This is a genomic window from Burkholderia latens (assembly GCF_001718795.1).
GTDB lineage: Bacteria > Pseudomonadota > Gammaproteobacteria > Burkholderiales > Burkholderiaceae > Burkholderia > Burkholderia latens_A.
In genome coordinates this window covers 492,698-517,916 of the sequence record NZ_CP013438.1, presented here as the reverse complement: position 1 = coordinate 517,916, position 25,219 = coordinate 492,698, and the positions used below count along the sequence as shown (strand labels likewise).

21 protein-coding genes and 1 riboswitch are annotated in these 25,219 nt (G+C 66.7%); of the genes, 6 read left to right on the top strand and 15 right to left on the bottom strand.

The features are described from left to right. Positions 1-8 precede the first annotated feature (8 nt). The 7 genes from wecC to WK25_RS32150 form a co-directional block, all read right to left on the bottom strand. Positions 9-1,265: a UDP-N-acetyl-D-mannosamine dehydrogenase gene (gene wecC, locus WK25_RS21640; protein WP_069242702.1), complete on the bottom strand. Its 1,257-nt coding sequence runs from the start codon at positions 1,263-1,265 to the stop codon at positions 9-11. Positions 1,266-1,295: 30 nt separating this feature from the next. Further along, entirely contained in the window at positions 1,296-2,474 is a 1,179-nt protein-coding gene (wecB, locus tag WK25_RS21635; protein WP_069242701.1) for a non-hydrolyzing UDP-N-acetylglucosamine 2-epimerase, read from the bottom strand. Positions 2,475-2,493: 19 nt separating this feature from the next. After that, the gene (locus WK25_RS21630) at positions 2,494-4,746 is read right to left on the bottom strand and encodes a polysaccharide biosynthesis tyrosine autokinase (RefSeq protein WP_083253063.1); all 2,253 of its coding nucleotides are present in this window, start codon (positions 4,744-4,746) and stop codon (positions 2,494-2,496) included. Between the two features lie 39 nt (positions 4,747-4,785). Then, positions 4,786-5,235 carry a low molecular weight protein-tyrosine-phosphatase gene (locus WK25_RS21625; protein WP_069242700.1) on the bottom strand — a complete coding sequence of 150 codons (450 nt, stop codon included), beginning with the start codon at positions 5,233-5,235 and terminating at the stop codon, positions 4,786-4,788. After that, a complete protein-coding gene (locus WK25_RS21620; RefSeq protein ID WP_069243492.1) occupies positions 5,232-6,275 on the bottom strand; it encodes a polysaccharide biosynthesis/export family protein in 1,044 nt (347 codons plus the stop codon). The genes WK25_RS21625 and WK25_RS21620 overlap by 4 nt, the downstream gene beginning before the upstream one ends. Positions 6,276-6,493: 218 nt before the next feature. Further along, positions 6,494-7,909 (bottom strand): undecaprenyl-phosphate glucose phosphotransferase, encoded by a 1,416-nt coding sequence (locus tag WK25_RS21615; RefSeq protein WP_069242699.1) that lies wholly within the window; start codon positions 7,907-7,909, stop codon positions 6,494-6,496. A gap of 603 nt (positions 7,910-8,512) precedes the next feature. Next, complete coding sequence (locus tag WK25_RS32150; protein ID WP_235355494.1) at positions 8,513-8,947, bottom strand: helix-turn-helix domain-containing protein; 435 nt, start codon at positions 8,945-8,947, stop codon at positions 8,513-8,515. Positions 8,948-9,100: 153 nt separating this feature from the next. Here WK25_RS32150 and WK25_RS32145 point away from each other — a divergent pair, with 153 nt between their 5' ends. The 4 genes from WK25_RS32145 to WK25_RS21600 all read left to right on the top strand — a co-directional run bounded on the left by WK25_RS32145 (position 9,101) and on the right by WK25_RS21600 (position 11,594). Continuing rightward, a complete protein-coding gene (locus WK25_RS32145; protein WP_226209200.1) occupies positions 9,101-9,265 on the top strand; it encodes a hypothetical protein in 165 nt (54 codons plus the stop codon). 102 nt (positions 9,266-9,367) lie between these two features. After that, positions 9,368-9,676 (top strand): hypothetical protein, encoded by a 309-nt coding sequence (locus WK25_RS32140; protein WP_226209202.1) that lies wholly within the window; start codon positions 9,368-9,370, stop codon positions 9,674-9,676. A gap of 475 nt (positions 9,677-10,151) precedes the next feature. Continuing rightward, positions 10,152-11,075 carry a LysR family transcriptional regulator gene (locus WK25_RS21605; RefSeq protein WP_069242697.1) on the top strand — a complete coding sequence of 308 codons (924 nt, stop codon included), beginning with the start codon at positions 10,152-10,154 and terminating at the stop codon, positions 11,073-11,075. 117 nt (positions 11,076-11,192) lie between these two features. Continuing rightward, entirely contained in the window at positions 11,193-11,594 is a 402-nt protein-coding gene (locus tag WK25_RS21600; protein WP_069242696.1) for an OsmC family protein, read from the top strand. Between the two features lie 106 nt (positions 11,595-11,700). Here the strand turns inward: WK25_RS21600 and WK25_RS21595 are convergent, their stop codons facing one another. Next, complete coding sequence (locus tag WK25_RS21595; RefSeq protein WP_040139295.1) at positions 11,701-12,582, bottom strand: Dyp-type peroxidase; 882 nt, start codon at positions 12,580-12,582, stop codon at positions 11,701-11,703. A 524-nt stretch (positions 12,583-13,106) separates the two neighbouring features. Here WK25_RS21595 and WK25_RS21590 point away from each other — a divergent pair. After that, positions 13,107-14,969 carry an ABC transporter ATP-binding protein gene (locus tag WK25_RS21590; protein ID WP_069243491.1) on the top strand — a complete coding sequence of 621 codons (1,863 nt, stop codon included), beginning with the start codon at positions 13,107-13,109 and terminating at the stop codon, positions 14,967-14,969. A 158-nt stretch (positions 14,970-15,127) separates the two neighbouring features. Continuing rightward, positions 15,128-15,841 carry a riboflavin synthase gene (locus WK25_RS21585; RefSeq protein WP_059545338.1) on the top strand — a complete coding sequence of 238 codons (714 nt, stop codon included), beginning with the start codon at positions 15,128-15,130 and terminating at the stop codon, positions 15,839-15,841. 92 nt (positions 15,842-15,933) lie between these two features. Here the strand turns inward: WK25_RS21585 and WK25_RS21580 are convergent, their stop codons facing one another. From WK25_RS21580 to WK25_RS21550, 7 genes are all read right to left on the bottom strand, one after another. Next, positions 15,934-17,175, bottom strand: a complete 1,242-nt coding sequence (locus WK25_RS21580; protein WP_069242695.1) for a voltage-gated chloride channel family protein — start codon at positions 17,173-17,175, stop codon at positions 15,934-15,936. A gap of 79 nt (positions 17,176-17,254) precedes the next feature. Beyond that, positions 17,255-17,362, bottom strand: a riboswitch (Fluoride riboswitch). A 40-nt stretch (positions 17,363-17,402) separates the two neighbouring features. Then, a complete protein-coding gene (locus WK25_RS21575) occupies positions 17,403-18,422 on the bottom strand; it encodes a chemotaxis response regulator protein-glutamate methylesterase (RefSeq protein ID WP_059545232.1) in 1,020 nt (339 codons plus the stop codon). Beyond that, on the bottom strand, positions 18,419-20,713 hold the full coding sequence (locus WK25_RS21570; protein WP_069242694.1) for a hybrid sensor histidine kinase/response regulator: 2,295 nt from the start codon (positions 20,711-20,713) through the stop codon (positions 18,419-18,421). The genes WK25_RS21575 and WK25_RS21570 overlap by 4 nt, the downstream gene beginning before the upstream one ends. Continuing rightward, a complete protein-coding gene (locus tag WK25_RS21565) occupies positions 20,710-21,414 on the bottom strand; it encodes a chemotaxis protein CheW (RefSeq protein WP_059545336.1) in 705 nt (234 codons plus the stop codon). Before WK25_RS21565 ends, WK25_RS21570 begins: the two co-directional genes overlap by 4 nt. A 45-nt stretch (positions 21,415-21,459) precedes the next feature. Continuing rightward, positions 21,460-22,911, bottom strand: a complete 1,452-nt coding sequence (locus WK25_RS21560; RefSeq protein WP_069242693.1) for a CheR family methyltransferase — start codon at positions 22,909-22,911, stop codon at positions 21,460-21,462. After that, entirely contained in the window at positions 22,908-23,420 is a 513-nt protein-coding gene (locus WK25_RS21555; protein ID WP_069242692.1) for a chemotaxis protein CheW, read from the bottom strand. Before WK25_RS21555 ends, WK25_RS21560 begins: the two co-directional genes overlap by 4 nt. Continuing rightward, a complete protein-coding gene (locus tag WK25_RS21550; RefSeq protein ID WP_069242691.1) occupies positions 23,417-25,096 on the bottom strand; it encodes a methyl-accepting chemotaxis protein in 1,680 nt (559 codons plus the stop codon). The genes WK25_RS21555 and WK25_RS21550 overlap by 4 nt, the downstream gene beginning before the upstream one ends. Positions 25,097-25,219 lie beyond the last annotated feature (123 nt).

Below are 25,219 nucleotides of genomic sequence, written 5' to 3'. Positions count from 1 at the left end.
TCATCGGATCACGCTGCCTGCCGCTCGCGCGCGAGCAACCCGCGCGTATCGATCACGATCTTCGTGTGCAGCTTCATCGGATCGATCTGTTTGAATTGCCGATGATCGACGAGGATCACCACGATATCGGCGCGCGCGAGCGCATCGGCAACTTCGCCGAGCATTACACGCCCTTCCAGCGACGCGGGAAGCTGCCGGATGTTCGGCTCGACTGCGATGACCTGCCCGATCTCGCGATTCGCCAGCTCGCCGACGATGCCGACGGCGGGACTTTCGCGCAGATCGTCTATGTCGGCCTTGAACGCGAGCCCGAAGCACGCGATCACCGGCTCGCGAAAGCGTTTCGCGACATGCTCGATCCGGTCCAGTACGTGGTTCGGCTTGTCGTCGTTGACGGTTCGCGCCGTACGGATAAGCCGTGCGTGCTCCGGAGCGGAATCGACGATGAACCACGGATCCACGGCGATGCAGTGCCCGCCGACGCCAGGCCCCGGTTGCAGGATGTCGACTCGCGGATGCCGATTCGACAAGCGGATCAGTTCCCACACGTTGATGTCCAGCGACTCACAGATCACCGACAACTCATTCGCGAACGCGATATTGACGTCGCGGAACGAGTTCTCGGTCAGCTTGCACATTTCGGCTGTACGCGCATCCGTCAATACGCACTCGCCGCGCACGAAGACCCGATACAGTTCCGCGGCCTGCTCGCTGCACCGTCGCGTCATGCCGCCAATCACACGATCGTTTTCCACCAGTTCGCGAATCACATGTCCGGGCAACACGCGCTCCGGGCAGTGCGCAATCCGGATATCGGACTGCTCGCCGGCCTGTTGCGGAAACGTCAGATCGGGTCGCATGGCCGCGAGCCAGGAAGCGATCTTTTCCGTCGTGCCGACCGGTGACGTCGATTCAAGCACGACGAGATCGCCTTTCTTCAGGACGGGGCCTATCGCACGGCTCGCCGCCTCGACGTGGCTCAGATCCGGCTTGTGTCCTGCACCGAACGGCGTCGGAACCGCGATCAGAAAGGCGTCGGCCGGCTCGATCGTCTCGGTCGCCCGCAGATGTCCCTGCGTCACGGCTGCACGCACCAGCATGTCGAGTTCCGGCTCGACGATATGCACGTCGCCGCGATTGATCGTATCGACCGTTGCGCGATTGACGTCGACACCGACCACCGTTTTACGTCGCGCCGCGAATGCGGCGGCGGTCGGCAAGCCGATGTAGCCGAGCCCGATTACGGAAATGACATCGAAGGACATGGATGGATCTCGCTGTATTGGGAATAGGGTTCATGCAAACCGGCCGGCCGCCGCTACCGCCGTGCGGGCGTCGGACGTGCGAGCCGTCAGCAGTTCGACGATGCGCTCGCTTGCGCGGCCGTCGCCGTACGGGTTGTGCGCCCGGCTCATCGAGTCGTACACGTCGGGGCACTCCCACAGCTGCGTGACCTCGCTGACCAGCCGACTCGCGTCGGTGCCCACCAGACGAACCGTTCCAGCCGCAACCGCCTCCGGGCGCTCCGTCGTATCGCGCATCACGAGCACCGGCTTGCCCAGCGACGGCGCTTCCTCCTGAATGCCTCCCGAATCGGTCAGGATCAGCCATGCGCGGCTCATCAGATAGACGAATTGCAGATATTCCTGCGGTTCGATCAACACGATGTTGTCGATATCGCCGAGCAGGCGCGTCACCGGCTCGCGGACATTCGGGTTCAAATGCATCGGATAGACGATCCGGCACTCTGGAAAACGCGTCGCGATCGTCGCCAGCGCGGTGCAGATCTGTTCGAAGCCCCGGCCGAAATTCTCGCGCCGGTGCCCCGTGACCAGGATCATTCGACGCTCGTCGCCGAGGAACGGAAATGCAGCACGCATCCGCTCGGCCAAATCAGGCTCACGTGACAGCCGCTCCGTCACCGTCAGCAATGCGTCAATGACCGTGTTGCCCGTTACGTGAATCCGTTCGGCAGCCACGCCTTCGGACAGCAGATTCGACCTGGACGTCTCGGTCGGCGCGAAATGATGCAGCGCAAGCGTGCCGGTCATTTTCCGGTTGGCCTCCTCCGGCCATGGTGCATACAAGTTGCCCGTGCGAAGCCCGGCCTCCACGTGCCCGACGGGAATGCGGCGGTAATAGGCTGCCAGCGAAGCGCCAAGCGTCGTCGTCGTGTCGCCATGCACGAGCACCAGATCCGGCCTGAGCGACTCGAGAACCGGATCGAGCGTCGTCAGGATTTGACCGGTGAGGTTGCCGAGCGTCTGCCCATCACGCATCAGGTCCAGATCGAAGTCTGGAACGATGTCGAACAGGTCGAGCGCCTGATCGAGCATTTGCCGATGCTGTGCGGTCACGCATACCGCGCATCGCACGCCGGCGAGCGATTTCAGGCGTCGCACGAGGGGCGCCATCTTGATGGCTTCCGGCCGCGTGCCGAAAGTGACGAGAATGTTTTCATGACGGATCGTCATCGGCTTCTCCCTGGACAGCTCACATCCGCTCGACACGCGTTTCCGCCTCGGCGCCTTCGTACGCATACGCACCGTAGTTGCCGTATTGCGCGGAGCGCAGCCCCGGCCGGAAACCGTTGAACACCACGCCCGTTACCGTCGCGCCGACGCGCTCGATCCGCTTCACCGACTCCAGGATCTCGCCCTGGGTGGTCATGCCGGAACGGGCTGCGAGCAGGATCGTGCCCGCGTACCGCGCAAACACCGTCGCGTCGGTGACCGGGAGCAGCGGCGGCGCATCGAGCAGAACGATGTCGTAGCGATGTGAGACTTCGGAGACCACCACGGCAAGGTCGTTGGATGCGAAGAGTTCAACCGGCTGCCCTACGCGCGGGCCCGTCGGCAGGAAATCGACGTGTGGCGACACGCCGCGCACGATCGCCTGATCGAGTACTGCTTCGCCGCGCAGGACGCTCGACAATCCGGGCGCGGACCGAGTCCCGAAATCCTTGGCCAGGCGCCCGCGCCGCAGATCGCCATCGATCAGCAGCACACGCTTGTTCGATTGACCGAGGAGCGCCGCGACGTTTGCCGATATGAAGGACTTTCCGATGCCGGCAGCCGGCCCCGTGACGAGAACCACGTTGTTTTTTGGCCGATCGAGCAGCAGGAACTGCAACGCAGTGCACAGGCTTCGCAACGCCTCGACCGCCGGCTCGTGCGGCCGGGCCAGCGCCAGAATCGCCGCGTCCTGGCTCGCACCCGTCCCGACCCGCGTAAGCTGGCGCTGAACGGGGCTGAGAGGAATGGTCGCAATCACGTTCAGGTCGGCGTCACGCTCGATCTCCGACGGATCGGTCACGCCGCCGAACAGCACTGCCCGCGCGATCGCGACGCACGCTCCAACTACCAGGCCTATCACGGCGGCCAGTGCGACCACGAGCAGCGGCTTCGGCCACACCGGCTGATCCGGAACGATCGCGTGGTCGATCACGCGCACGTTGCCGATCTTGCTCGCCGTCGCGAGCCGCAACTGTTGAATGCTGTTCAGCAGCCCGACATAGATCTCCGTTTGCACGGTAACGTCCCGTCGCAACCGGACGATGTTCTGTTGCGCATCGGGCAGCCGCTGGATTGCGTCATTGAACGTGCCCACGTTGGCCTTGGCCGCGGCAATCTGCTGATCGAGCGACGCGAGTTGAGGGTGCTCCGGGGTGTAGACCGACGCCAACGCTTTGCGCTTCTGCTCCAGTTCGAACAACGACGTCTGCGCCGTGACCGACTGATTGAGCATCGCTTTCGCCTGCTCGCTCAGATCGATTACTTCGTGCTTCGTCTGGTAAGCGTTCAAGCGATCCTCGACCGCGCGCAATTGCTTCTCGACGTCCGGTACCTGCTCGGTCAGGAATCTCAACGATTTCTCGGCTGTCGCTGCCTTCCGGTCGGCATTCTGGCGGACGTAGTTGTCGGCGATTTCGTTGAGCACGCCGGCGCCCAGAACGGGGTCGTCGTTCTCATATGTGACGCCGATGACGCCGGACTGGTCCTTGCCCTTTTCGGTGATGGTCAACGCCTTCTGCAGTTTCGTCAGCATCTTCTGTTTCGAGAATGCCTTGACGACGAATTGAGCACCCGGGCGCGCTTCGATCGCCGCGACCGTCAGCGTCACGTCGCCGGCCGGCGTGCCGACATGCAGCGGCACGCCGATCCGGCCTGTTGCTTCGGCGTCCAGGTCGCTCCCCGAAAGACGAAAGCGCCCGTCGCCAAGGAAGGTCACGAAAAACCGGTCCTCGAGGAAATCCCGCGGCACCTCGAATGTCGACACCGAAATGCGTTCGCCACCCCATACGAACCCGCCCATCCCGAACAGTCCCGGCGTGGAAAGCTTCTTGTTGAAGCGTGCAATCACCGCTCCGATGATCGGGAAATGATTCGGCGTCGCTTCGATGGCCAGGCGCTGATCGACGACGACAGGCTCGGTCACGAGCCTGGATCTCAGGATTTCCATTTCGCCGTCATCCGTCGACTTCACGTCGAATAGCGAGCTGAGACCACCGACGAGACTACCTGCCGCGCCGCCCATCATGTCCGCGCCGTTGCTCTCGACCTGCACGACGATGTCGACGCTGTAGACGGGCTTCGCGACGAGCGCATACAGGCCACCGAACAGCACGAACACGCACGCGACGATGCCGATGATCCTGACGTTCTTGATCATCATGTCGGCGATGCCGCGAATGTCGACTTCGTCCGCGTCTCGCGGGAAATGGGAGGGTGCTTTCATAGAGTTCATGGTGACTGCCGATATCCTTGGGCTGGCGAGCCGGACGGCTCAACGGTCTCGTTCGATCAGGTTGCCGATGCGCTCGACCCAGTCGTTGACGCCGTGTTCGATCAGCGTCAGCGCATAGTCGTAGCTGCGTTGTGACCGCCGGTACGGATCGGCCACATCGGAGGGAAAGGCTTCGGCAATGCGATAGATGCGCCCTCGCGATGCGGGGTGGAATCGCTCGATCGCCTTGCGTTGCTCGAGCTCCATCACGAGAATCAGGTCCGCCGCGCTGCACATGCGTTCGTCGAGACGTCTCGCACGATGCGCCGACATGTCGATTTCACGCGACTTCAGCAGCGCGGCTGCAACCGGATCGATCGCCATGCCGTTCCTGGCCTGCAGGCCTGCCGACGAAACCGACACCCCGGGCAGCAGGCGCTGGAACAAGCCCTGCGCCATCGGGCTGCGACACACGTTGCCATGGCAAACGATGAGCAAATGCCGAATCATTTCGAGACGATTGCCGCGGTAAGGCCTGCGTTGATGGCGGGCAGCAGCAAGCTCAGAACCCGGCTGAATCGGACGAGCCCGTTCCCGTCGACATAAACCACGTCTTTCGGCCGCAACTCGAACTGGTTCGCCAGCACCATCGATACCGGCGAACGCGCATCCAGGTGATAGACCTGCGGCGTCTCGCCCTGCGCGCCGCGGATCACGTAGAGTTGCGCGGCGTCGGCGCTCGTGCTGTTGAGGCTGCCGGCCTGCGACAGTGCGTCGCTCAAAGTCAGCTTGCCGGTTCGCAGCGGCAACGCCGTCACCGGCTTGCTCACTTCGCCCATCACGTACACACCGTTGTCTTCGCGCGGCACGACTCGTAGCAAATCGCCATCGCGGAGCGGAATCGACGCAGGATTCACGTTGCGTGCGAGCATGCCCGGGAGGTCGAGCGGATACGACACCCCGTCGCGCACGAGAACCAAACGACTCTGATCGGCCGTGGGGGCGAACCCGCCCGCGCGATTGACCGCCTCGAACAGCGTCATCGGAATGTCGTTGATCGGAACATTGCCAGGCGTACGGACTTCGCCGTCGACGTAGATTTGCTTCGCCCTGAACGACGCGACCCTGACCATGACCTTCGGCGTGACGAAGTAACGCGCCATCGCCGTCGTGATCGCCTTGCGTGCGCCGTCGACCGTGAGACCCGCGACCTGCACGTTCCCCGCATACGGCACCTGCACGTTGCCGCCGTTGTCGACGACGAAACCCTGAGGCGGATCGAACGGGCGTCCGTTGGTCTGCTGCGGCGCGCCCTGCGCCTGCGTCAATTCCGGATGATCCCAGACCGTGATCTGAAGGACATCGCCTGCGCCGAGGGTATAGGGTTGAGCCTTGCCGACGAGCGATCTCAAACGCTCGCCGTCGTCGGCGCTGGCCGCCGCGCGGAGTTGGCGAATCAGTGTCGCGTTGATTTCCTCGATCGGAATCTGCATCGACTCAGCCGGCGCTCCGTCCCCGCCGGATACCGCGAGCGTGGCCGGTCCGGTCATGCGCATCCCCGGCGCAGCGGCGCACCCCGACAACACCAGACAGGCACCCGCGACGAGCATTGTGGTCCAGCGACCGCGCAGGCCTGGCGAGCCGGAATGGACAGCTTGTTTCACTCGTTTATTCATGGTTTCGATTTATCGACACTCTTGTAGACACCCGCCTTCCGTCACTCCAGCGGCCTCTCGCCCCGCACGACGCCCTCGCCGCCGCCATGCAATCAATACGCATTGCCCCCCACAAACCCCTTCAGAATCGTCGCGCCCACAATCCGCATATCCAGCCCGAACGACCAGTTCTGCAGGTAATAGAGATCGTGCTCGACCCGCCCCTGCATCTTCTCGATCCGATCGGTTTCCCCTCGATAGCCGTTGACCTGCGCCCAGCCGGTAATGCCCGGCTTGATCCGGTAGCGCTGGATGTAGCGATCGACGACCTTGCGGTACAACTCGTCATGCTCCAGCGCGTGCGGGCGCGGGCCGACGACCGACATGTCGCCTTGCAGCACGTTGATGAACTGCGGCAACTCGTCGAGACTCGTGCGGCGCAGGAATCGCCCCACTCGCGTGATCCGCGCATCGTGGCGGGTCGCCTGCCTGACGACGCCCGGCTGCTCCGTGTGCAGCCGCATCGTGCGAAATTTGTAGATGCTGAACACGCGCCCGTCCGCGCCCTTGCGGCGCTGCCTGAAAAACACCGGCCCGCGCGATGTCGCCTTGACGGCGATCGCGATGATCAGCATCAACGGCAGCAGCGCCACGAGCGCGAGTGCCGCGAAGCATCGATCGAAAATCTCCTTGCTGAGCAGCGCATGCGGCGGCAGCGGCGATGCGGCAAGATTGATCGCCGGTACGCCCAGCACGTCCGTCAGCGCGCTGTCGAACAGCGACAACGCGCTGACGTCCGGCATGAAGCGGATATTCACGAGCTCGTCGCGGAATTCGGATACGAAGCGCAGAATCGTGCGTTCCTCCGACAGCGGCAGCGCGAGCCACAGTTCGCGCATGCCCTGCTGGCGCACATACGCGATGAATGCCGCTTCGTCCTCGAACGCCGGAATACCCGCCACCGCGCCGCGCGCGACGGAATCCACATCGAACACCGCAGCGGCGCGAAACCCGCTCGCGGGCGACCGCTCGATCGTGCCGATTACGCGACGGCAATACTCGCCGCGCCCGACGACCGCAACCGATCGCAGGTTCATCCCCGCATGCCGCAGCCGGCGCAACATCGTGTGCACGACGAGCCTCACAGTGATCAGCGCCGCGCCGGTCATGCCGGTCCAGTACGCAAACCACAACCGCGACACGGACTCCGACTTGTGAAGCGTAAACGTCACCACCAGCGCGCCGCCCTGCGCGATCAGCCACGCCAGCGCCAGTTGCCCCGCCAACCGGAACAGCGAGCGCCCTCGCCACGACTGGTACACGCCGAACGTCGGAAACAACATCAACGAAAAGGCGCTCGAGAACGCAACGACCGACGCGTCGAGCCGGGCATTCGCGACCGCGTCAAACCGGAAATGCGCTGCCAGCGCCGCACCGAATACGATCAGCATCAGATCGACCGTGCGGGCGACGACCCCGTTGACACCGGGTCCGACCGACCTGTATTCGAAATGTGACGTCTTGCTCATCTTGCCCCCGCGTTCACGACGTGATCCGCAGCGCCGGCATGCCGACGCGCACTCCATCGCCCGAACCTTCCCCAACTGCGCGCGACGGCACTCGAAAATCCGCTCGTCCGCCGTTCGCCATATAGGATTCCTATTTATCGCTCTCCATGACGCGGAGAGCGACGATTTCACGTTATTGATTCAGCCCGGCTGTCGCGGCATGACGTCCGCAATGGCGACGAGCGAATATGCAGTCGCCCTTGCCACAACAACCGGCGTAAGCGCTGATACGGTCGGTGATTAAATCAGGGACGCGCGCCCTGATGCTGCTGCATACGCGGGATTGCCCACCTGCTGCGTGCAAGGAGATTGGATGGCATCGACGGCAATTCCCCGGCGCCGATACCGAAAGTCGGAATCGAATTCATGATTGGTCTGATGTTATTGATGTTAAATACTGCGGCACGCGTCTGAATAAGCAGAAATCGTGCCACCGTCGCAAACGGGGATCGGAGCCCCCTCTTTATCGGATGGAAAACCTTGTGAAATCCGTGGATTGCGCGACGCCCTTCATGAATTCGATGTCGGCTGAATCGATGTGCGCGGTGCGTCACGCGATCGTTGTTACGTTACGCGCCGCGTAACGTGCGGCGTAACGCACGCGATTTCGGGCCCCGCCGCGTCATCGCGTTTCGATCGAATCGTCGCGCCTCTGCAATACCGCACGTGAGCGATCGATCGTCCGCTCGTGGGCTCGCACGAGCGTGTGTCGTGCGCGCGGCTTGGCGTCGCCGGGCAAGACGGCTCGATGCCCGCCTTCGCGATCCGCTGCCGCTCGATGACACGAAATTCGGTGGGCGACAGCGCAATGTGTTGCCGGAACAGCTTCGCAAGACGCTCGCCGTTGCCGAGGCCGGTGCGCCGTGCAATCTTGTCCGCGGGCAACGTGGTGTGGATCAGCATGTGGCGTGCGCGCTCCAGACGAATGCTCAAGATGAATTCCGTCGGCGTCGCGCCGACTTCCTTCTTGAAGCGTCGCAGAAAGTTGCGCTCGCTCATCGCGACGGCCTGTGCGATCTCGACGATCGAGATCCGCCCGGCACTGCCCGCACGCAGCAACTGCATCGCCATGCGAATCGGCTGGCTCGCGGCAAGTTCGCGCATCGACCACTCGGCCGAAGGCCCGATAAGGTCGCCGGAATCGCGGTAAACGTGCCGTTCGATTTCATCGGCCGCGAGCGCGCCGAGTTCATGTCTGAACAATTCCAGCAGAACCGCCCGCACGTCCGTGCGTCTGGCCGGCTCGTCGGCACGGTCCGCCGCGGACACGAAGCTCACTATCGACGCGGCGGGCTGCCGTACGCCGGCGCGATTTGACACGACGGTCGCGGGTATTTCCACGTCGTCCGCGAGCCACCGGGCATGCGCGTGCACCGCACGAAACCGGAGAAGCAATGCTTCGGTCCATCCGAACAGCAGATGATCGCCGTGAAGATGAAAAAACGCGTGCACGCGCTGCACGTGGGCATCGTCGAACTTGTCGGTCGTCACCTGCACACCGGACGACGACGGCAACAGCCCGCCGCTGGCCGACACGAACGTCACTTGATAACCCGGCCCCACAGGCATCAGGCGATTGGCGAGGTTGAACGCCTCGATCATGTACGCGGCCTGGGCCAGCGAGAAACCCGCACTCAAAAAGACGACAACCGCCCGTTGTTCACCAGCATTCACTTGCCAAGCCCCCGTATTTCCTGCCCACTTCTCTCAAACGCGCTTTTTATTTGATCGATGCGCTTCTCTGTGCTTGAAAAAGCGTCCGCATCATATCTTTAAACCGAAACCCGCTTGGAAACTGGCCGATCGCGACAGGGTTGTGGCGGATTGATACAGGCCCGATCGCACAACGCGCCGAGCTATTTAATGGAGCGCTCATTCCGGTCGCGTCAAATAATCCGCCCGGCAGAATGCGAAAAATCGTACAGTCTTTTGCAAAATTAAAGACAAACGGCGCATCCCGATCTCATCTTTTTAAAGATTATTAAACAGCTTTCGCCAATACACCGGGAAATGCACTGAACCGCTGCAAATGACCAATAAATTATCGAATCGATTCAGCGCAAACGTTGTCGTAATCCGGAACCGGGGAAATTGACGCGAATGGACGGCACGATGCGCGTTCGATCGTGCGCGTACCGGCGTTTTCGGCCAACACGATCCAATCGCTCTAGAATCGGCAACGTTCCCACTTCCGCTCACCCCCGTGCCCGCCGATCATCGTCTCGACCTGAACCTGTTCCGCGTGTTCGACGCCATCTACGTGCACGGCGGCATCGGTGCGGCCGCCCGCGCGCTGCACCTGACGCAGCCGGCCGTCACGCATGCACTCAACCGGTTGCGCACGCACTTCGACGATCCGCTGTTCGTGCGCCAGGGCAACCGCATCGTGCCGACCGAACGCACACGCACGATGATCGCCGACGTGCAGCTTCATCTTGCCGGCCTGCAACGCGCCGCGCGCGACCCGGCCGCATTCGATCCGGCGAAACTCGACCTGAGCATCGCGGTCGGCATTCGCGACGTGCTGGAATCGATTGCGCTACCGCGGATCGTCGCTGCGTTCGCGGACGAAGCGCCGGGCCTGCGCTTCGTGAGCCGCCGCGTCGCGGTGCACGACATCGAGCGCGAACTTGCATCGGGCAACCTCGATGTCGCGGTCGATCGCCGCGTGCCGACCGGGCCGCGCATCGCGACCGAGCACCTGCTCGACGATTCGCTCGTCGTCGCGATGCGGCACGATCATCCGCTGATGAGCGGCCCGCTGCGGCGCGGCGACTATTTCGCCGCCCGGCATATCGCGGTGTCGTCGCTCGGCGAACCGCAATCGCTCGACGTGCTGCTCGGCAACGACGGACGGTTCCGTCATATCCAACTTGTCTGCCAGCACTATTTCGCCGCATGCCAGATCGCCGCCACGGGTGACCTGTTGCTGACGCTGCCGCGCACGTATGCATTGCGCATGGCCGCGATGCTGCCGATCGCGGTGCAACCGCTGCCGCTGCGGCTCAAGCCTTTTCCGCTGCTCGCGTACTGGCACGAAACACGCGAAACCGACCGCGCACACCAGTGGGTGCGCGAACGCGTCGCCACCCTCGTGCGCCGCAGTGTCGGCGCCAGCGCCGACTGATCGCGTCGCGTGTCGCCGCAACGCGCTGCGCCCGCGTTTTCCGGCGAGACGGTATGCTGACGGCCGACATGCCGCGCGCCGACGCGGCCCTTCCTTCCCGCTTACCGGAGATTTGCCATGCCGCTCATCCACGCTGCCGCCGTCCTCGCCGCCGACGCGCCGAACTACGTTGTCCAGCTACAGGCCGGCACGCATGCGCTGACCGGCGACGAAGCGCCGCGCGAAGGCGGCCAGGGGCTCGGTCCGGCGCCGTTCGAGCTCGTGCTTGCCGGCCTCGCGCAGTGCACGGCCGCGACGCTGCGCATGTATATGCAGCGCAAGACGTGGCCGGCCGTGCACATCGACGTGCGTACCGAACTGCATGCCGATCGCGAAGGCCAGCAGTACGTGCGCCGCGTGGTGACGCTCGAGGGCCCGCTCGACGACGCGCAGCGCCAGCGCCTCGCGGAAATTTGCGAGAAGACGCCGGTGACGCTGTTCATCAAGCGCGGCACGCCGATCGAAACGACGCTGGCCTGACACGCCGCGGGCCGAGCGTCGCAAGCGGCACGCCGGCACGCAACAAGCAAAACGGGCGGGCCGCGCACGATGCGCGGCCCGCCCGTTGGCGGACGAGGTGCGGCGCTTACAGTCCGAGCGCGGACAGATCCAGCTTGCCGTCCTTCACCGGCGGGCACCAGAAATACGCGCCGGTCAGCGGCCGCGTGAAGCGGAACAGGCCGTCGACGATGCCGTCGTCGGCGCCGCTCATCCGGCGCATCTGCACGTCGAACGCGCGGAACGACGCGCCGAACGCGACGAAATAAAGCCCGGCGCGGCGCGCATCGGCCCACGGCGACGAACGGCGCAGCATGAACGCTTCCGGCTCGAAGCTTTCCTGCGCGGTGCGCTTCACGTGCGCAAACTCGGGCGCATCGTCGAGTTCCTCATTGTCCGAGCGGCGGCGGCCGATGATGTGATCCATGTCGCCGGAAGCGATGCGCTCCATCTGGTCGAAATCGTGCAGCCACTGCTGGACCGCGACGAAGCTCGAACCGTCGAGTCCCGCGCCCTGTCCGGCGACGATCGCGGCGGCCAGCGCGTCGTCGCCGGTCGGGTTTTCGGTGCCGTCCTCGTAGCCGGACAGGTCGCGATCGTTCGAGTAGCGGAAGCCGTCGACCACGTCCTGCAGCGCGAATGCGGGCGCGAGTGCGCGCTCGATTGCGCGCGATCGCAGCACGAGATCGCCGCGATCGTCGCCGCGCAGCCACACCCACACGTCGGCCGGCGTGCGCGGCAGCGTGCGGTCGTTCACCGCGAATGCCGGATATTCGGTGAGGCCCGGCACCGGGCGCCCGAGGTGAGCGGCCAGTGCGTGTCCGAAACCCGCGACCGCGCCGCGCCCGTCGACGAGTTCGCGCAACGCCTTCAGCGCCGCGGCGACATTGCCGTTGTTCGAAATCGTGAAAGTCAGGTATCGGGCCGCCGTGTCGATCGGAGCCAGGATGCCTTGCTGAACGTCGCTCATCGTTTCCTCGGGAATGTATCGGGGTGAATCCGCGAGGCCGCTCCGGCCCGCGCGCAACCGCGAAGTGTAATCGATGCGGGCGGCCGGCCCGTGCGGCACCGCAGCGCGGAACGCGCCAACGTGCGAACGTGCGAACGTGCGAACGAAAGAGGGCCGAAACGTCGAACATCTGCACCGTATCGACGCTGCAACGCCGTATTCGTCAGACATTGCGGCGCGCCGCGCCCTGCTGATAAAATCCGTTCACGCCATTTCGGCGTCCTTTCAACCATTCACTTCAGGGAGGTGCAGATGTTCCGAATGCCAGCAGCCTTCCCGAACGTGGTCCCACGACGCGGCTGATTCCGCCCGTCGTCCGCGCCGGCTCCCGAGTGCGTCACCGGCTTACCGGTTAGCACGCCAGCCCGCGCCATTCCCGACAGCCCGTTTCATTGCGTCCGCGAAGTCCGTGCGGGCCGGCTGTTGTGTTTTCGACGTTCTCCGAACCGGAAAGTCCCGTCGCGCGATGCGCCGGGCAACGATACATGACCAGAAAAACCACCCATCTGGGCGGCCACGCTTTCCAGGCCGTCTTCGGCTTTACGTTCCGCTACTGGCGCAAGCAGCCGGTGCGCATCGCGGCGATCGCGGCACTGGCGCTGCTCGGCGCGCTCGCCGACGTGCTCACGCCGCTGTTCGCCGGGCGCCTCGTCGATGCGCTGTCATCCGGCTCGACCGACCGCGCCGCCGCGTGGCACGCGGCCGTGACCGCGTTCGGCGCGCTGGCCGCGCTCGGCATCGGCGCGACGCTGCTGCGGCAGGGCGTCTATCTGAACATCATCACGCTCACGCTGAAAATGATGAGCGAGATCGCCGCCGCATCGTTCCATCGCGTGCAGCGCTTTTCGACCGACTGGCACGCGAACAGCTTCGCGGGCTCGACCGTGCGCAAGATCACGCGCGGCATCTGGGCGCTCGACCTGCTGAACGACACCGTGCTGATCGCGCTGCTGCCGTCGGTCACGATGCTCGTCGGCGCGACCGTGCTGCTCGGCTCGCACTGGCCGGTGATGGGCGTCGTCGTCGGCGCGGGCTCGCTGCTGTACATCTCGGTGACGGTCGCCGTGTCGCTCGGCATCGTCGCGCCGGCCGCGCGGCTCGGCAACATGTGGGACACGCGAATGGGCGGTGCGCTCGCCGATGCGGTCAGCTGCAACGCCGTCGTCAAGGCATTCGGCGCGGAAGCGCGCGAGGAAGCGCGGCTGGCGCGCGTGATCGGCAAGTGGCGTCAGCGCACGCGCCGCACGTGGGTGCGCGGCACGTTCAACGGCGGCCTGCAGGGCGCGATGCTCGTCGCGATGCAGGCGGCGATGATCGGCGTCGCGCTGCGGCTCTGGGCGAACGACGAAGCGAGCGTCGGCGACATCGCATTCTCGCTGACGATGTTCTTCATGCTGCAGGGCTACCTGCGCGACGTCGGCATGCACATCCGCAACCTGCAGCGCTCGGTCAACGACATGGAAGAACTCGTCGCGCTCGAGCGCCAGCCGCTCGGCATCGACGATCGCCCCGGCGCGCCCGCGATCCGGATCGAGCGCGGCGAGATCCGCTTCGAGCACGTGACGTTCCGCTACGGCAACCATCCGGTGCCGCTGTACGACGACTTCTCGATGCGCATCGCGCCCGGCGAACGCGTCGGCCTCGTCGGTCATTCCGGGTCGGGCAAGACGACGTTCATCAAGCTGATCCAGCGCCTGTACGACGTGTCGGGCGGCCGCATCACGATCGACGGCCAGGACATCGCGCAGGTGCGGCAGGATTCGTTGCGCAGCCAGATCGCGATCGTCCAGCAGGAGCCCGTGCTGTTCCACCGCACGCTCGCGGAGAACATCGCGTATGCACGCCCCGGCGCGAGCCGTGCGGAGATCGAGCGCGCCGCGCGGCTCGCAAGCGCGCACGACTTCATCGCGGCGCTGCCGGACGGTTACGACACGCTCGTCGGCGAACGCGGGATCAAGCTGTCGGGCGGCGAACGCCAGCGCGTCGCGATCGCGCGCGCGTTCCTCGCGGATGCGCCGATCCTGATCCTCGACGAAGCGACGTCGAGCCTCGACAGCGAAAGCGAGGTGCTGATCCAGCAGGCGATGGAGCGGTTGATGGTGGGCCGCACGACGCTCGTGGTTGCGCACCGGCTGTCGACGGTGCGCTCGCTCGACCGCCTGCTCGTGCTCGACCGCGGCAAAGTGATCGAGGAAGGCAACCACGACGCGTTGATCCGGCTCGACGGCGGGGTCTACCGCCGGCTGTTCGAGCGGCAGGCGCTGGAACTCGCGAAGGGCTTGCTCGATTCGCCGCGGCGCGGCGCCGGCGACCAGGCCGGGCCGCGCGGAGAGCCGGCGCGGGCGTAACGCGAACGGGCCGCGATGTGGCGCGACCGTGCGGTGACGCCGATTGCGGCCGAGCCCCGTTCATGATTGCGCCGTACCGCGGCCCGACCCTGTTCGCGATGGGGGTTCCTCGGATCACTTATCATACCGGCCACGCAATTCGCGACGAAAGGCAGATCATGTTTACAGGCATTGTCCAGGGTGTTGGCGTCATCAAGGCCGTCAAGGATCACGGCGAACTGAGGACGTTCACCATCGAATTCCCCGAGCGGTTCACCACCGACATCGAGATCGGCGCGAGCGTGTCGGTCGACGGCGTTTGCCTGACGGTAACGACGATTCACTCGCCGGTACTGATTGATTTCGACGTGATGTTGCCGAGCCTGCGCATCACCACGCTGGCCAACCTGACGACCGGCGCGCGCGTCAATGTCGAACGGGCCGCGAAGGACGGCGCCGAAATCGGCGGGCATCCGCTGTCCGGCCACGTCGACTTCATGGGGACCATCGTGCACATCGCATCGTCCGAACACAACCGGATGATCCGCATCGGCGTGCCGGCCGAATTCAAGCGCTACGTGTTCGCGAAGGGGTATATCGCGATCAACGGCTGCAGCCTCACGGTGTCCGACGTCAATCGCGACGAAGGCTGGTTCGACGTCTGGCTGATTCCGGAAACGCGACGCGCGACGACCTTCGATGCGAAGGGCGTCGACGACAACGTCAACATCGAAATCGAACGCAGTACGCAGGTCGTCGTGGATACGATCCGCGAGTCGGTCAAGGAAACGCTCGGCGAGCTGACGGGAATCGTCACGACGCTGCTGGCGGACAAGGGCATCGATATCGAAGAGCTGCTCGCGCGCAACGTCGCGAAGCTGCCGAAGGAATAGCGCGCGGCGGGTGGCCCGGCGGCCCGCGATCGCCGGAGACCGGCTTGCGTCCGGCGCTGTGGCGCCGGCGCAGGCGCAGGCGCAGGCCGACCTCAGTCCGCCTCCATCCGTGCGGCCTTCCCCACCGCCACCCGTTGCGATCGATAAATCCCCGCGTGTCCGGAAAACAGGTACGCGACCACGCACGCCACGATCGCATACACGCCGACATCCGCGCCGAACAGCTCGATCGCCATGATCGTCGACGCGATCGGCGTGTTCGCCGCGCCCGCGAACACCGCGACGAAGCCGAGCCCCGCAAGCACCGGCACCGGCAGCGCGAGCACCTGGCCGAGCGCATTGCCGAGCGTCGCGCCGATGTAGAACAGCGGCGTGACTTCACCGCCCTTGAATCCCGACGCGAGCGTGACGACCGTAAACGCGAACTTGCCCGCGAAATCGTAGACGGGCAGCGGTCCGCGAAAAGCCGCTTCGATCGTCGGAATCCCGAGCCCCAGATACTGCGGCACGTTCAGCACGCTCGCCGCCACGGCCACCATCACGCCACCGAGCACCGGCTGCAGCGGCGCGTAGCGGACGACGCGCCGACACCACGCGGTCAGCGCATGCGTGGCGAACGCGAACAACCGCCCGACGACACCGAACGCGACACCCGCGACGACCGTCGCGGCCAGCGCGGTCGCCGATACGGCCGGCACGAACGGGATCGCATACACGGTGTGATGCACGCCCCACGCGCGGCACACGAGGTCCGCGACGATGGCCGACGCGACGCAGGTCAACAGCGCGTCGTACCGCACGCGGCCGATCGCGAGCACTTCGAGCCCGAACACGGCGCCCGCGAGCGGCGTGCCGAACACCGACGAGAACCCGGCCGCGATGCCGCCCATCAGCAGCACGCGCCGATGCTCGCGATCGAGCCGGAGCACGTGAGTGATGCGATCGGCGAGCGCGCCGCCCATCTGCACGGCCGTGCCCTCGCGGCCGGCCGACCCGCCGAACAGGTGCGTGACGACGGTCGCGACCAGCACGAGCGGCGCCATCCGCTTCGGCACGAGCGCCTTCGGGTCGTGAATCTCGTCGATCAGCAGGTTGTTGCCGCGCGCGACCGACTGGCCGAACCGGTGATAGACCCAGCCGGTCGCGAAGCCGGCGGCCGGCAGCGCCCACAGCAGCCACGGATGCGCGATGCGCGTGGCGCTCGCCCAGTCGAGCGCGATCAGGAACAACGCGGAGGCCGTGCCGGCCAGCGCGCCAAGCAGGGCCGAGAGAGCGAGCCACCGGCACACGTAGCGCGCGGTCGCGACAATATCGGCGGAAGTCGAGAAAAACATGGTTTCCAGATTCGACAGGACATCGACACCTGGGCGGCAGAACACCGCATGGACGGCCTGCGACCTCCTGACAACCCAGGAACACGCAGGCATCATCAGCCGGGCGAACCGGCGGTTGAGGGCCGAAGACCGCGCGCGCGACGCGCCGGACTCGACCGCAGGGAGGCATGCCATCTCCGCAGGCGGCGATTGTACGCGATGCCGCGCATCGCACGCAACGCGGCCCGTCAGTCGCGCGGCACGCGCGTCACGCGGGAAATCAGTTGCGGCGCGATCCGGTCGAGCGGCAGGATCGCCGACGCGGCACCGATCGCCGCGGCCGCCTTCGGCATCCCGTATACGGCGCTGGTCGCCTCGTCCTGCGCGATCGTGTAGCAGCCCTTCGCGCGCATCGCCTTCAGCCCGAGCGCGCCGTCGCGCCCCATGCCGGTCAGCAGCACGCCGAGCGCGTCGCCCTGCCAGCTGTCGGCGACGCTATTGAAGAACACGTCGACCGACGGCCGGTATGGCGTGTCGGCCGGATGCCGCGTATAGCCGAGCACGCCGCGCGGCGACAGCGACAGGTGATCGTTGGTCGCGGCGAGCAGCACCTCGCCCGCCTGCGGCACGCTGCCCTGCCGCGCGACGCGCACGGGCAGCGGCGTATAACCGTCGAGCCACTCCGCCATCCCGAACGCGAATGCCTGATCGACGTGCTGCACGATCACGAGCGCCGCCGGAAAATCGGCCGGCAACGCACGCAGCAGCGCGGTGAGCGCGGTCGGGCCGCCGGCCGACGCGCCGATCGCGATCAGCGTCGGCTGGCCGCGCGCGGGCGCAAGCCCGGTGGGTACGAGCGCCGCGCTCCGGGTTTCGAGCAGCCGGCCGATCTGGTCGATCTTCGCGAGCAGCGGCTGCGGCGCCGCATCCGACGGCAGGCCGAGCGCGAGCGTCGGCGTGTCGACCGCATCGAGCGCGCCGGCGCCCATCGCCTCGTACACCGACGACGTGTTCGCGCTGACGCTCGCCGTCACGATCAGGATCGCGCACGGCGCACGCGCCATGATCTGCCGCGTCGCCGCCACGCCGTCGAGCTTCGGCATCACGAGATCCATCAGCACGAGATCGGGCGGATGCGCGACGCAGAAATCCACGGCCTCGCCGCCATCGGTCGCCACCCACAGCACGCGGTGATCGGTGCGCAGCGCGATCACGCGGCGCAGCGCCTCGACGGCAAGCGGCAGATCGTTGACGATGCCGATGTTCATGCGCGCGCGTCCCCGATCAGGTCGTGCACCGCATCGAGCAGCGCTTCGTCGTGGAAGCTGCTCTTCGCGAGGTAGTAGTCGGCGCCGGCATCGAGCCCGCGCCGGCGATCCTCGTCGCGATCCTTGTACGACACGATCATCACCGGCACACGCTTGAGCATCGGGTCGTTCTTGATCAGCGTGACGAGCTCGATGCCGTCCATGCGCGGCATGTCGACATCGGTCACGACGAGATCGAACGCGTCGCTGCGCACCGCATTCCAGCCGTCCATTCCGTCGACGGCGACGGTCACGTCGTAACCGCGCTTCTCGAGCAGCTTGCGTTCGAGCTCGCGCACCGTCAGCGAATCGTCGACGACCAGCACCCGGCGGCGCCGGTCGGCCAGCGCAAGCTGCCGATCGCGCGTCAGCTTCGCGAGTTGGCCGCCGCGCACGAGCTTGTCGACCGAGCGGATCAGGTCCTCGACATCGACGATCAGCACCGGGTCGCCATTTTCGAGCAACGCGCCGGCCGCGATGTTCTGGATCTTCTGCAGGCGGCTGTCGAGCGGCTGCACGACGAGCATCCGCTCGCCGAGGAAGCGGTCCACGGCGACGCCGTACAACTCGGGCTCGCCGCCGACGACCACGACCGCCGTGCTCGCGCGCGCGACGTCGGGCTCGTTCGTGTCGAGCAGTTGATGCGCGTCGACGAGGCCCACGCGCCGGCCGTCGAACGGAAAATGCGGCTGGCCCTCCAGCACGTCGATGTCGTCGTGCGCAAGCTCCAGCGTGCGGCGCACGTGCGCGAGCGGAAACGCGTACGGCTCGCCGCCGACCTCGACGAGCAGGCTGCGGATCACCGACAGTGTCAGCGGCAGTTGCAGCACGAAGCGCATGCCCGCGCCCGGCTCGTTGAAGATGCGCACCGCGCCGCGTACGCCGCGCACCATCTCCTGCACCGCGTCGAGGCCGACACCGCGCCCCGACACGTCGGTCACCGCGTCGCGCATCGAAAAGCCCGGCAGCAGCAGGAATTCGAGCAGCTCGGGGTCGGACAGGCGCGCGGCCGTCTCGTCGTCGGTCAGGCGCTGGCGCACGACGGCCGCGCGCAACGCGTCCATGTCGACACCCGGCCCGTCGTCGATCACGCTGACGAGCAGCGAGCCTGCGCTGTGGCGCGCCTCGAGCGTCACGCTTGCCTCGGCCGGCTTGCCGCGCGCGCGACGCGCGTCGGGCGACTCGACGCCATGGTCGATTGCGTTGCGCAGCAGATGGCCGAGCGGTGCATCGAGCAGATCGAGGATGTCGCGATCGACCTGCGTGCCTTCGCCGACGATCGAAAAGCGCACCTGCTTGCCGAGCGAGCGCGCGAGGTCGCGGACGATGCGCGGATATGCGCGCGTCGCGTCGCCGAACGGCCGCATCCGGCACTGCAGCGCCTCGTCGTACAGCTGTTCGGCGATATGCGTGCTGCGCCGCTCGAAGCGGTCGAACTCGTCCATCCGCTCGGCGAGCGAACGCTGCAGGTCGTTGAGCATGTGCCGCACTTCGTTCACCGACGCGAGCACGCCCGCATCGAGATCGTCGGCGAACTGTTCGTACAACAGATCGAGCGAGCGCGCCGCATCGCGTTGCGCTCGCTTCACGCGCAGCATCGATTCGGCAAACGGCTTCAGCCAGCGCGATTCGACCAGCGATTCGCCGGACAGGCTCAGCAGCCGGTTCAACGTATCCGCGCGCACGCGCCGCATCGCGCCCGCGCCGGCCGCGCGGCCGGCCGGGACCGGATCGGGCGCGGCCGCCGGCACCGCGAGCGGCGGCACCGCGGCGGCCCCACCGGGTTCGTTCGCGGCCCCGTCGTGTCCGCGCAATGGCATGACGGACGGCGGCGCGACGCTCGATGTCGGCATCGCATGCGCGCCGTCGGCACTCGCCAGCGCAAGCGCGAACGCGTCGATTTCGGCAGACGACACGGGTTGAGCGTGCGGGTCCGCAACGCGCACCAGCAGATCGACGCCGGCGAGCAGCACGTCCACGTGCGTGGCCGTCAGCGCGACCGTGCCGGCCTGCGCGGCAACGAAGCATTCTTCCATCCGGCCCGCGATGTCGACGCCGAGCGGCACGCCGACGATGCGCGCGGCGCCCTTCAGCGAATGCGCGGCGCGCATGCACGCCTCGAGCGCCGCGGCGTCGGGCTCGCCGGCTTCGAGCGCGAGCAGACGCTCGGACAGCGCCTGGGTCTGCGTGCGCGTCTCCTCGCGGTACAGCTCGAGCAGCGACAGGTGGCTCAGATCGTCATCGCCGCTCATCGCATGCTCCGGGTGACCGCGTCGAACAGCCGGTCGTCGTCGAGCAGCCCGACGGACTTGCCGCGCCACGACAGTACGCCGCGCGACAGCCCGGCGCTCGCGCGGCCGACCGTGGCCGGCACGGGCACCCATTCGGACGCGCTAAAGCGCAGCACGCCCTCGACTTCGTCGACCGGGAACACCACCGGCTCGCCCTGGTGGGCCGCGACGAGCAGCCGCGTGAAGCGGCCGTCGGCGCGGCGTGCGCCGACGGTGCCCGCGTCGAGGCCGAGCAGCGCGCCGATCGAGATCGCGATGCGCAGCGTGCCGCGAATGTTGACCACGCCGCGCACGGCCGAATGGCGGCGATACGGCAGCGAATGGATCGGGCGCGTGCCGGCGATCTCGCGCAACACGCCGATCGGCAGCGCGAGCCATTCGTCGGCGACGCGAAACGCGAGCGCCGCCTGACGCGTATCGTCGCCGGCATGCGCGCGCGGCGCATCGACCGCGCTGATCCGCTGCGTGGCGTCGGCCATCTCGGCCGCATCGAGCGGGCGCTCGAGCAGCTTCGCCGCGTGATACGCGTAGACCGGGCAGTTCAGGCAGCGCAGGCAGTCGGCCAGCCGCTCGCACGAGCGGTCGCCGCGCGTGCCGATCCGGTTCCAGCAATCGTCGACGCCGATCGTCGTGTCGTCAGTGGCAACCGCGTCGCGGTTCATTCTTTCGTCGGTCATCCCGATGTCGGCTCCCAACCCGTATTCTCATCAGCCGGCCGAGCGGCGCGCTCGCTCGAGCAGCCATTGCGCGCCGGCGCCGTCGCCGCCGGCGTCCAGCAACGTCGCGAGATGCGTCAGCGCTTCGTGATGCGTCGGCCGCAGATACAGCGCCTTACGGTAGAAATCGCCCGCTTCGGCAGCGCGGCCGCGTGCGTCGGCGATAAGCCCGTTCAAATAGAACGCGTCCGCGTGCGGCCCGGCATGCGCGGAGAACTGTGCGAGCACGCGCTCGGCCTCGTCGAACGCGCCCGCGTTGGCCAGCGCCTGTGCTTCCTCCAGCGTCGGCGCGGCGCCGGCGGCAAGCGGCGCTGCCGGCGCGTCGACCGCATGCACGGCAGTCCCCGCGCGGCTTGTATTGAGCGCATCGAGCGCACCAAGTCGCACATCGCCGCGCAGGTCGGCTGGCGGCTCGTACGCAATCGCGCGCTCGGCTTGTGCGGGCGCGCCGGGCGAACGAGCGGTGCCGGCCCACGCCGGCGGCACGACAGCCAGCACCGGCCGGGGCGCGGCCGGCGGCGTAACCGAGAAGCGCTCCGCGCGCCGGGATGGCGCCAGCGCGGGCGCCGCCGCATGCCGGGCCGCGTGGCCTTCCGCCGTGTCGCCGTGCGCACGATGGAACGCGAACGCGAGCGGCACGCGCGCCGAGCGCATCCCGTGGCGCATCGCGACACCCGTTTCGGCCGGACCGACGAACAGCACGCCGTCATCGACGAGCATGCTTTCCAGCGAACCGATTACGCGGTCCTGCGCGTCGCGGTCGAAATAGATCAGCACGTTGCGGCAAAACACGAAGTCGTAGCGGATGCCCGTATCGGCGCCCGGTTCGACGAGGTTCGCCTGCCGAAACTGCACGCACGCGCGCACGCGCTCGTCGAGCAGCCAGCCGTCCTCGACGGGCGTGAAGTAGCGGCCGCGAAACTCCGTGGCCGTGCCGCGGAATGCGTTGCGCCCGTAGCAACCGAGCCGCGCGTATGCGACCGCGCGCGCGCTGAGGTCGATCGCGTCGATCGTGAAACTGGCCGGATCGAGGCCGGCGTCGAGCAGCGCCATCGCCGCCGAATACGGCTCCTCGCCGGTCGAGCACGGCGCGCTCAGCACGCGAATCACACGCCCGGGCGTGGCGGCGACCCGCTCGGCCGCGAGCCGCGCGAGCGTCGAGAATGCCTCGCGATCGCGGAAGAACCACGTTTCCGGCACGACGAACAGCTCGATCAGCGCGCGCCGCTCGTCGGCCGACGCATTGAGCTGCTGCCAGTACGCATCGAGCGCTTCCGGCGTGAGCGGCGGGCGCGCCGCCGACGGCAGCCGCTCGCCGTCGCCCTGCAGTGCGTGCACGCGTTCAGTCAGTGCGCGGAGCAGAAAATCGTTGCCGAGCGAATCGGAATCGATGCCCGTTTCGCGCAACAGCCAGCCGCGAAATCGCGAATCGGCCACTCTCATGCGAACTCCCCTCCTTGGCCGGCCAAGCCGTCGAACAGATACGAACGCGCGACGTCGCCGATCAGGTCCGACACCGACACCTGCTGCACGATCCCGTCGCGCGTGTGCGCGACGCGCCCGAGCCAGCGCGTGCGCGCGGTCGAGATGCCGCTCGCGCGGAACGCCGTGCGGTCGATCCGCAGCGTCTGCGTCGCGCGCTCGACGATCAGCCCGATCACGCGCGCGCGATCGAGCGGCTCGACGCGATGGCGGACCATCACCAGCCTCGTCGAGCGCAGCGCATGCGCGCGCCGCCCGAGCGCCAGCATCGGCACGTCGATCACCGGCACCGGCTGACCGCCGCGCATCAGCAGCCCGGCAATCCATTCGGGCGCACCGGGCACGGCCTTGGCGGCGGCGAGCGGCAACACCTCGTCGATGTCGGCCGCGTCGAGCGCATAGCGCTCGCCGTCGAGATCGAACATCAGGAACAGCGCGTGCGCGCCGCCGTGCGGCTCGGCCCGCATCACGCGTCGACCTTGAAGCGCGACACGCTGGTGCGCAGCTGGTTTGCGACGAGCGTCAGGTCGTCGATCGCCTGCGACGACTGCCGCAGCGATTCGGCCGTCTGCTGCGCGGCCTCGGACAGCTGCGACAGCGCCTGCGTGATCTGCTCGGCGCCGTTCGCCTGCGTTTGCATCCCTTCGTTGACCATCTGGAAGCGCGGCGCGAGCGTCTGCACTTCGGCGATGATCTGCGACAGCTGGCCGCCGACCTGCTGCACGTCGAGCATCCCGCGGCGCACTTCCTCCGAGAACTTGTCCATGCCCATCACGCCCGCCGACACGGCCGACTGGATTTCCTTCACCGTCTGCTCGATATCGTAGGTCGCCACCGCCGTCTGGTCGGCCAGGCGGCGGATTTCGGTCGCGACGACCGCGAAGCCGCGGCCGTATTCGCCGGCTTTCTCCGCCTCGATCGCCGCATTCAGCGACAGCAGGTTGGTCTGGTCGGCCACCTTGGTGATCGTCGCGACGACCTGATTGATGTTCAGCGCCTTCTCGTTGAGGATCGCGAGCTTCGCGTTCACCGAGCCGGCCGCGTCCATCACGCTGCGCATCGTCTCGCCCATCCGCGTGAGGCCGCTCTGGCTCACGCCCGCGAGCGTCGCGGACTGCTCGGCCACGCCGGCCACCTCGTTCATCGTGCGCAGCAGGTCGCGCGACGTCGCGAAAATCTCGCGGGACGTCGCACCGATCTCCGTCGTCGTCGCCGCGGTTTCGTTGGCGGTCGCCTGCTGCTCGCGCGACGTCGCCGCGATTTCGGCGACCGACGTCGTCACCTGCAGCGACGACTGCTGCGCGCGCGCGACCAGTTCGGTCAGTTCGTCGGCCATCCGGTTGAAGCCCGTCTCGAGCGTGCCGAACTCGTCGCGGCGGCGCAGGTCGAGGCGGCGCGTCAGATTGCCGGTGCGCATCACGTCGTGCACCTCGACGAGCCGCGCCATCGGCACGGTGACGGTGCGGTACAGCCCGTAGCCCAGCGCGAGCGCGGACAGCAGCACGATACCGAGCGCGGCGGCCAGGACGATCTCGGTGTCCTGCACCGACTCGCGGATCAGCTTCGCGGACTGGTCGGCGAACTTGCGGTTCTCCTGCACCAGCACATTCGCGTTGCGCACGACGTCGGCCCACGCGGGTTGCACTTTCGCGTACGCGGCGACGGCCTCGTCGTGCGACACGCGGTGTTTTTGGACCGCATCGTTCAACAGCGGAAGGTAGCGGTCGAACGACGCGCGGAACGTCGCAAAGCGCTGGCGGTCGTCATCGCGGAACGTGGTGTTCTGGTAATCGACCGACAGTGACTCGACGTCCTTCACCGCTTCGCCGATCTTCGCGAGATCGCGCTGCACGGCCTCCGGATCGCTTTCGACGAACGTCGCCTGCTGCAGCGCGGTGAACGATTCGTTGACCGAACCGCGCAGCGACGCCGCGAGATAGACGCCGGGCAGCGAGTCGCGCTCGATGCTGACGGCTTCGGTATTGATCGCACGCAGACGTTCGTACGACACGCCGGCGGTCACCAGCATCAGCACGAACAGCACGCCGAAGCTGAGCAGGATGCGGTTGCCGAGCGTCAGCCTGGCGGCGCCGCCGATCGTCGGATGCAGGCTTTCATTGGTCGCGCGAGGCGTCACGGTGGCCATGTTCGTTATGGGCTTTCTAAATTCAGCGTTGAAAAAATCCGCGCCCGCCTGCGCGCCGCACGGCGCGCCACGAGCGCATCGGGTCTCTCCGGCAGCGCGGCCGCGGCGGGCTGCGCCGCGACA

Excerpts from the sequence above, each read along its gene's own strand:
- wecC (WP_069242702.1), bottom strand. The coding sequence starts at position 1,265 with ATGTCCTTCGATGTCATTTCCGTAATCGGGCTCGGCTACATCGGCTTG.
- wecB (WP_069242701.1), bottom strand. The coding sequence starts at position 2,474 with ATGACGATCCGTCATGAAAACATTCTCGTCACTTTCGGCACGCGGCCG.
- WK25_RS21630 (WP_083253063.1), bottom strand. The coding sequence starts at position 4,746 with ATGAACTCTATGAAAGCACCCTCCCATTTCCCGCGAGACGCGGACGAA.
- WK25_RS21625 (WP_069242700.1), bottom strand. The coding sequence starts at position 5,235 with ATGATTCGGCATTTGCTCATCGTTTGCCATGGCAACGTGTGTCGCAGC.
- WK25_RS21620 (WP_069243492.1), bottom strand. The coding sequence starts at position 6,275 with ATGACCGGACCGGCCACGCTCGCGGTATCCGGCGGGGACGGAGCGCCG.
- WK25_RS21615 (WP_069242699.1), bottom strand. The coding sequence starts at position 7,909 with ATGAGCAAGACGTCACATTTCGAATACAGGTCGGTCGGACCCGGTGTC.
- WK25_RS32150 (WP_235355494.1), bottom strand. The coding sequence starts at position 8,947 with ATGAGCGAGCGCAACTTTCTGCGACGCTTCAAGAAGGAAGTCGGCGCG.
- WK25_RS32140 (WP_226209202.1), top strand. The coding sequence starts at position 9,368 with ATGATCGCCGTGAAGATGAAAAAACGCGTGCACGCGCTGCACGTGGGC.
- WK25_RS21600 (WP_069242696.1), top strand. The coding sequence starts at position 11,193 with ATGCCGCTCATCCACGCTGCCGCCGTCCTCGCCGCCGACGCGCCGAAC.
- WK25_RS21595 (WP_040139295.1), bottom strand. The coding sequence starts at position 12,582 with ATGAGCGACGTTCAGCAAGGCATCCTGGCTCCGATCGACACGGCGGCC.
- WK25_RS21590 (WP_069243491.1), top strand. The coding sequence starts at position 13,107 with ATGACCAGAAAAACCACCCATCTGGGCGGCCACGCTTTCCAGGCCGTC.
- WK25_RS21585 (WP_059545338.1), top strand. The coding sequence starts at position 15,128 with ATGTTTACAGGCATTGTCCAGGGTGTTGGCGTCATCAAGGCCGTCAAG.
- WK25_RS21580 (WP_069242695.1), bottom strand. The coding sequence starts at position 17,175 with ATGTTTTTCTCGACTTCCGCCGATATTGTCGCGACCGCGCGCTACGTG.
- WK25_RS21575 (WP_059545232.1), bottom strand. The coding sequence starts at position 18,422 with ATGAACATCGGCATCGTCAACGATCTGCCGCTTGCCGTCGAGGCGCTG.
- WK25_RS21570 (WP_069242694.1), bottom strand. The coding sequence starts at position 20,713 with ATGAGCGGCGATGACGATCTGAGCCACCTGTCGCTGCTCGAGCTGTAC.
- WK25_RS21565 (WP_059545336.1), bottom strand. The coding sequence starts at position 21,414 with ATGAACCGCGACGCGGTTGCCACTGACGACACGACGATCGGCGTCGAC.
- WK25_RS21560 (WP_069242693.1), bottom strand. The coding sequence starts at position 22,911 with ATGAGAGTGGCCGATTCGCGATTTCGCGGCTGGCTGTTGCGCGAAACG.
- WK25_RS21550 (WP_069242691.1), bottom strand. The coding sequence starts at position 25,096 with ATGGCCACCGTGACGCCTCGCGCGACCAATGAAAGCCTGCATCCGACG.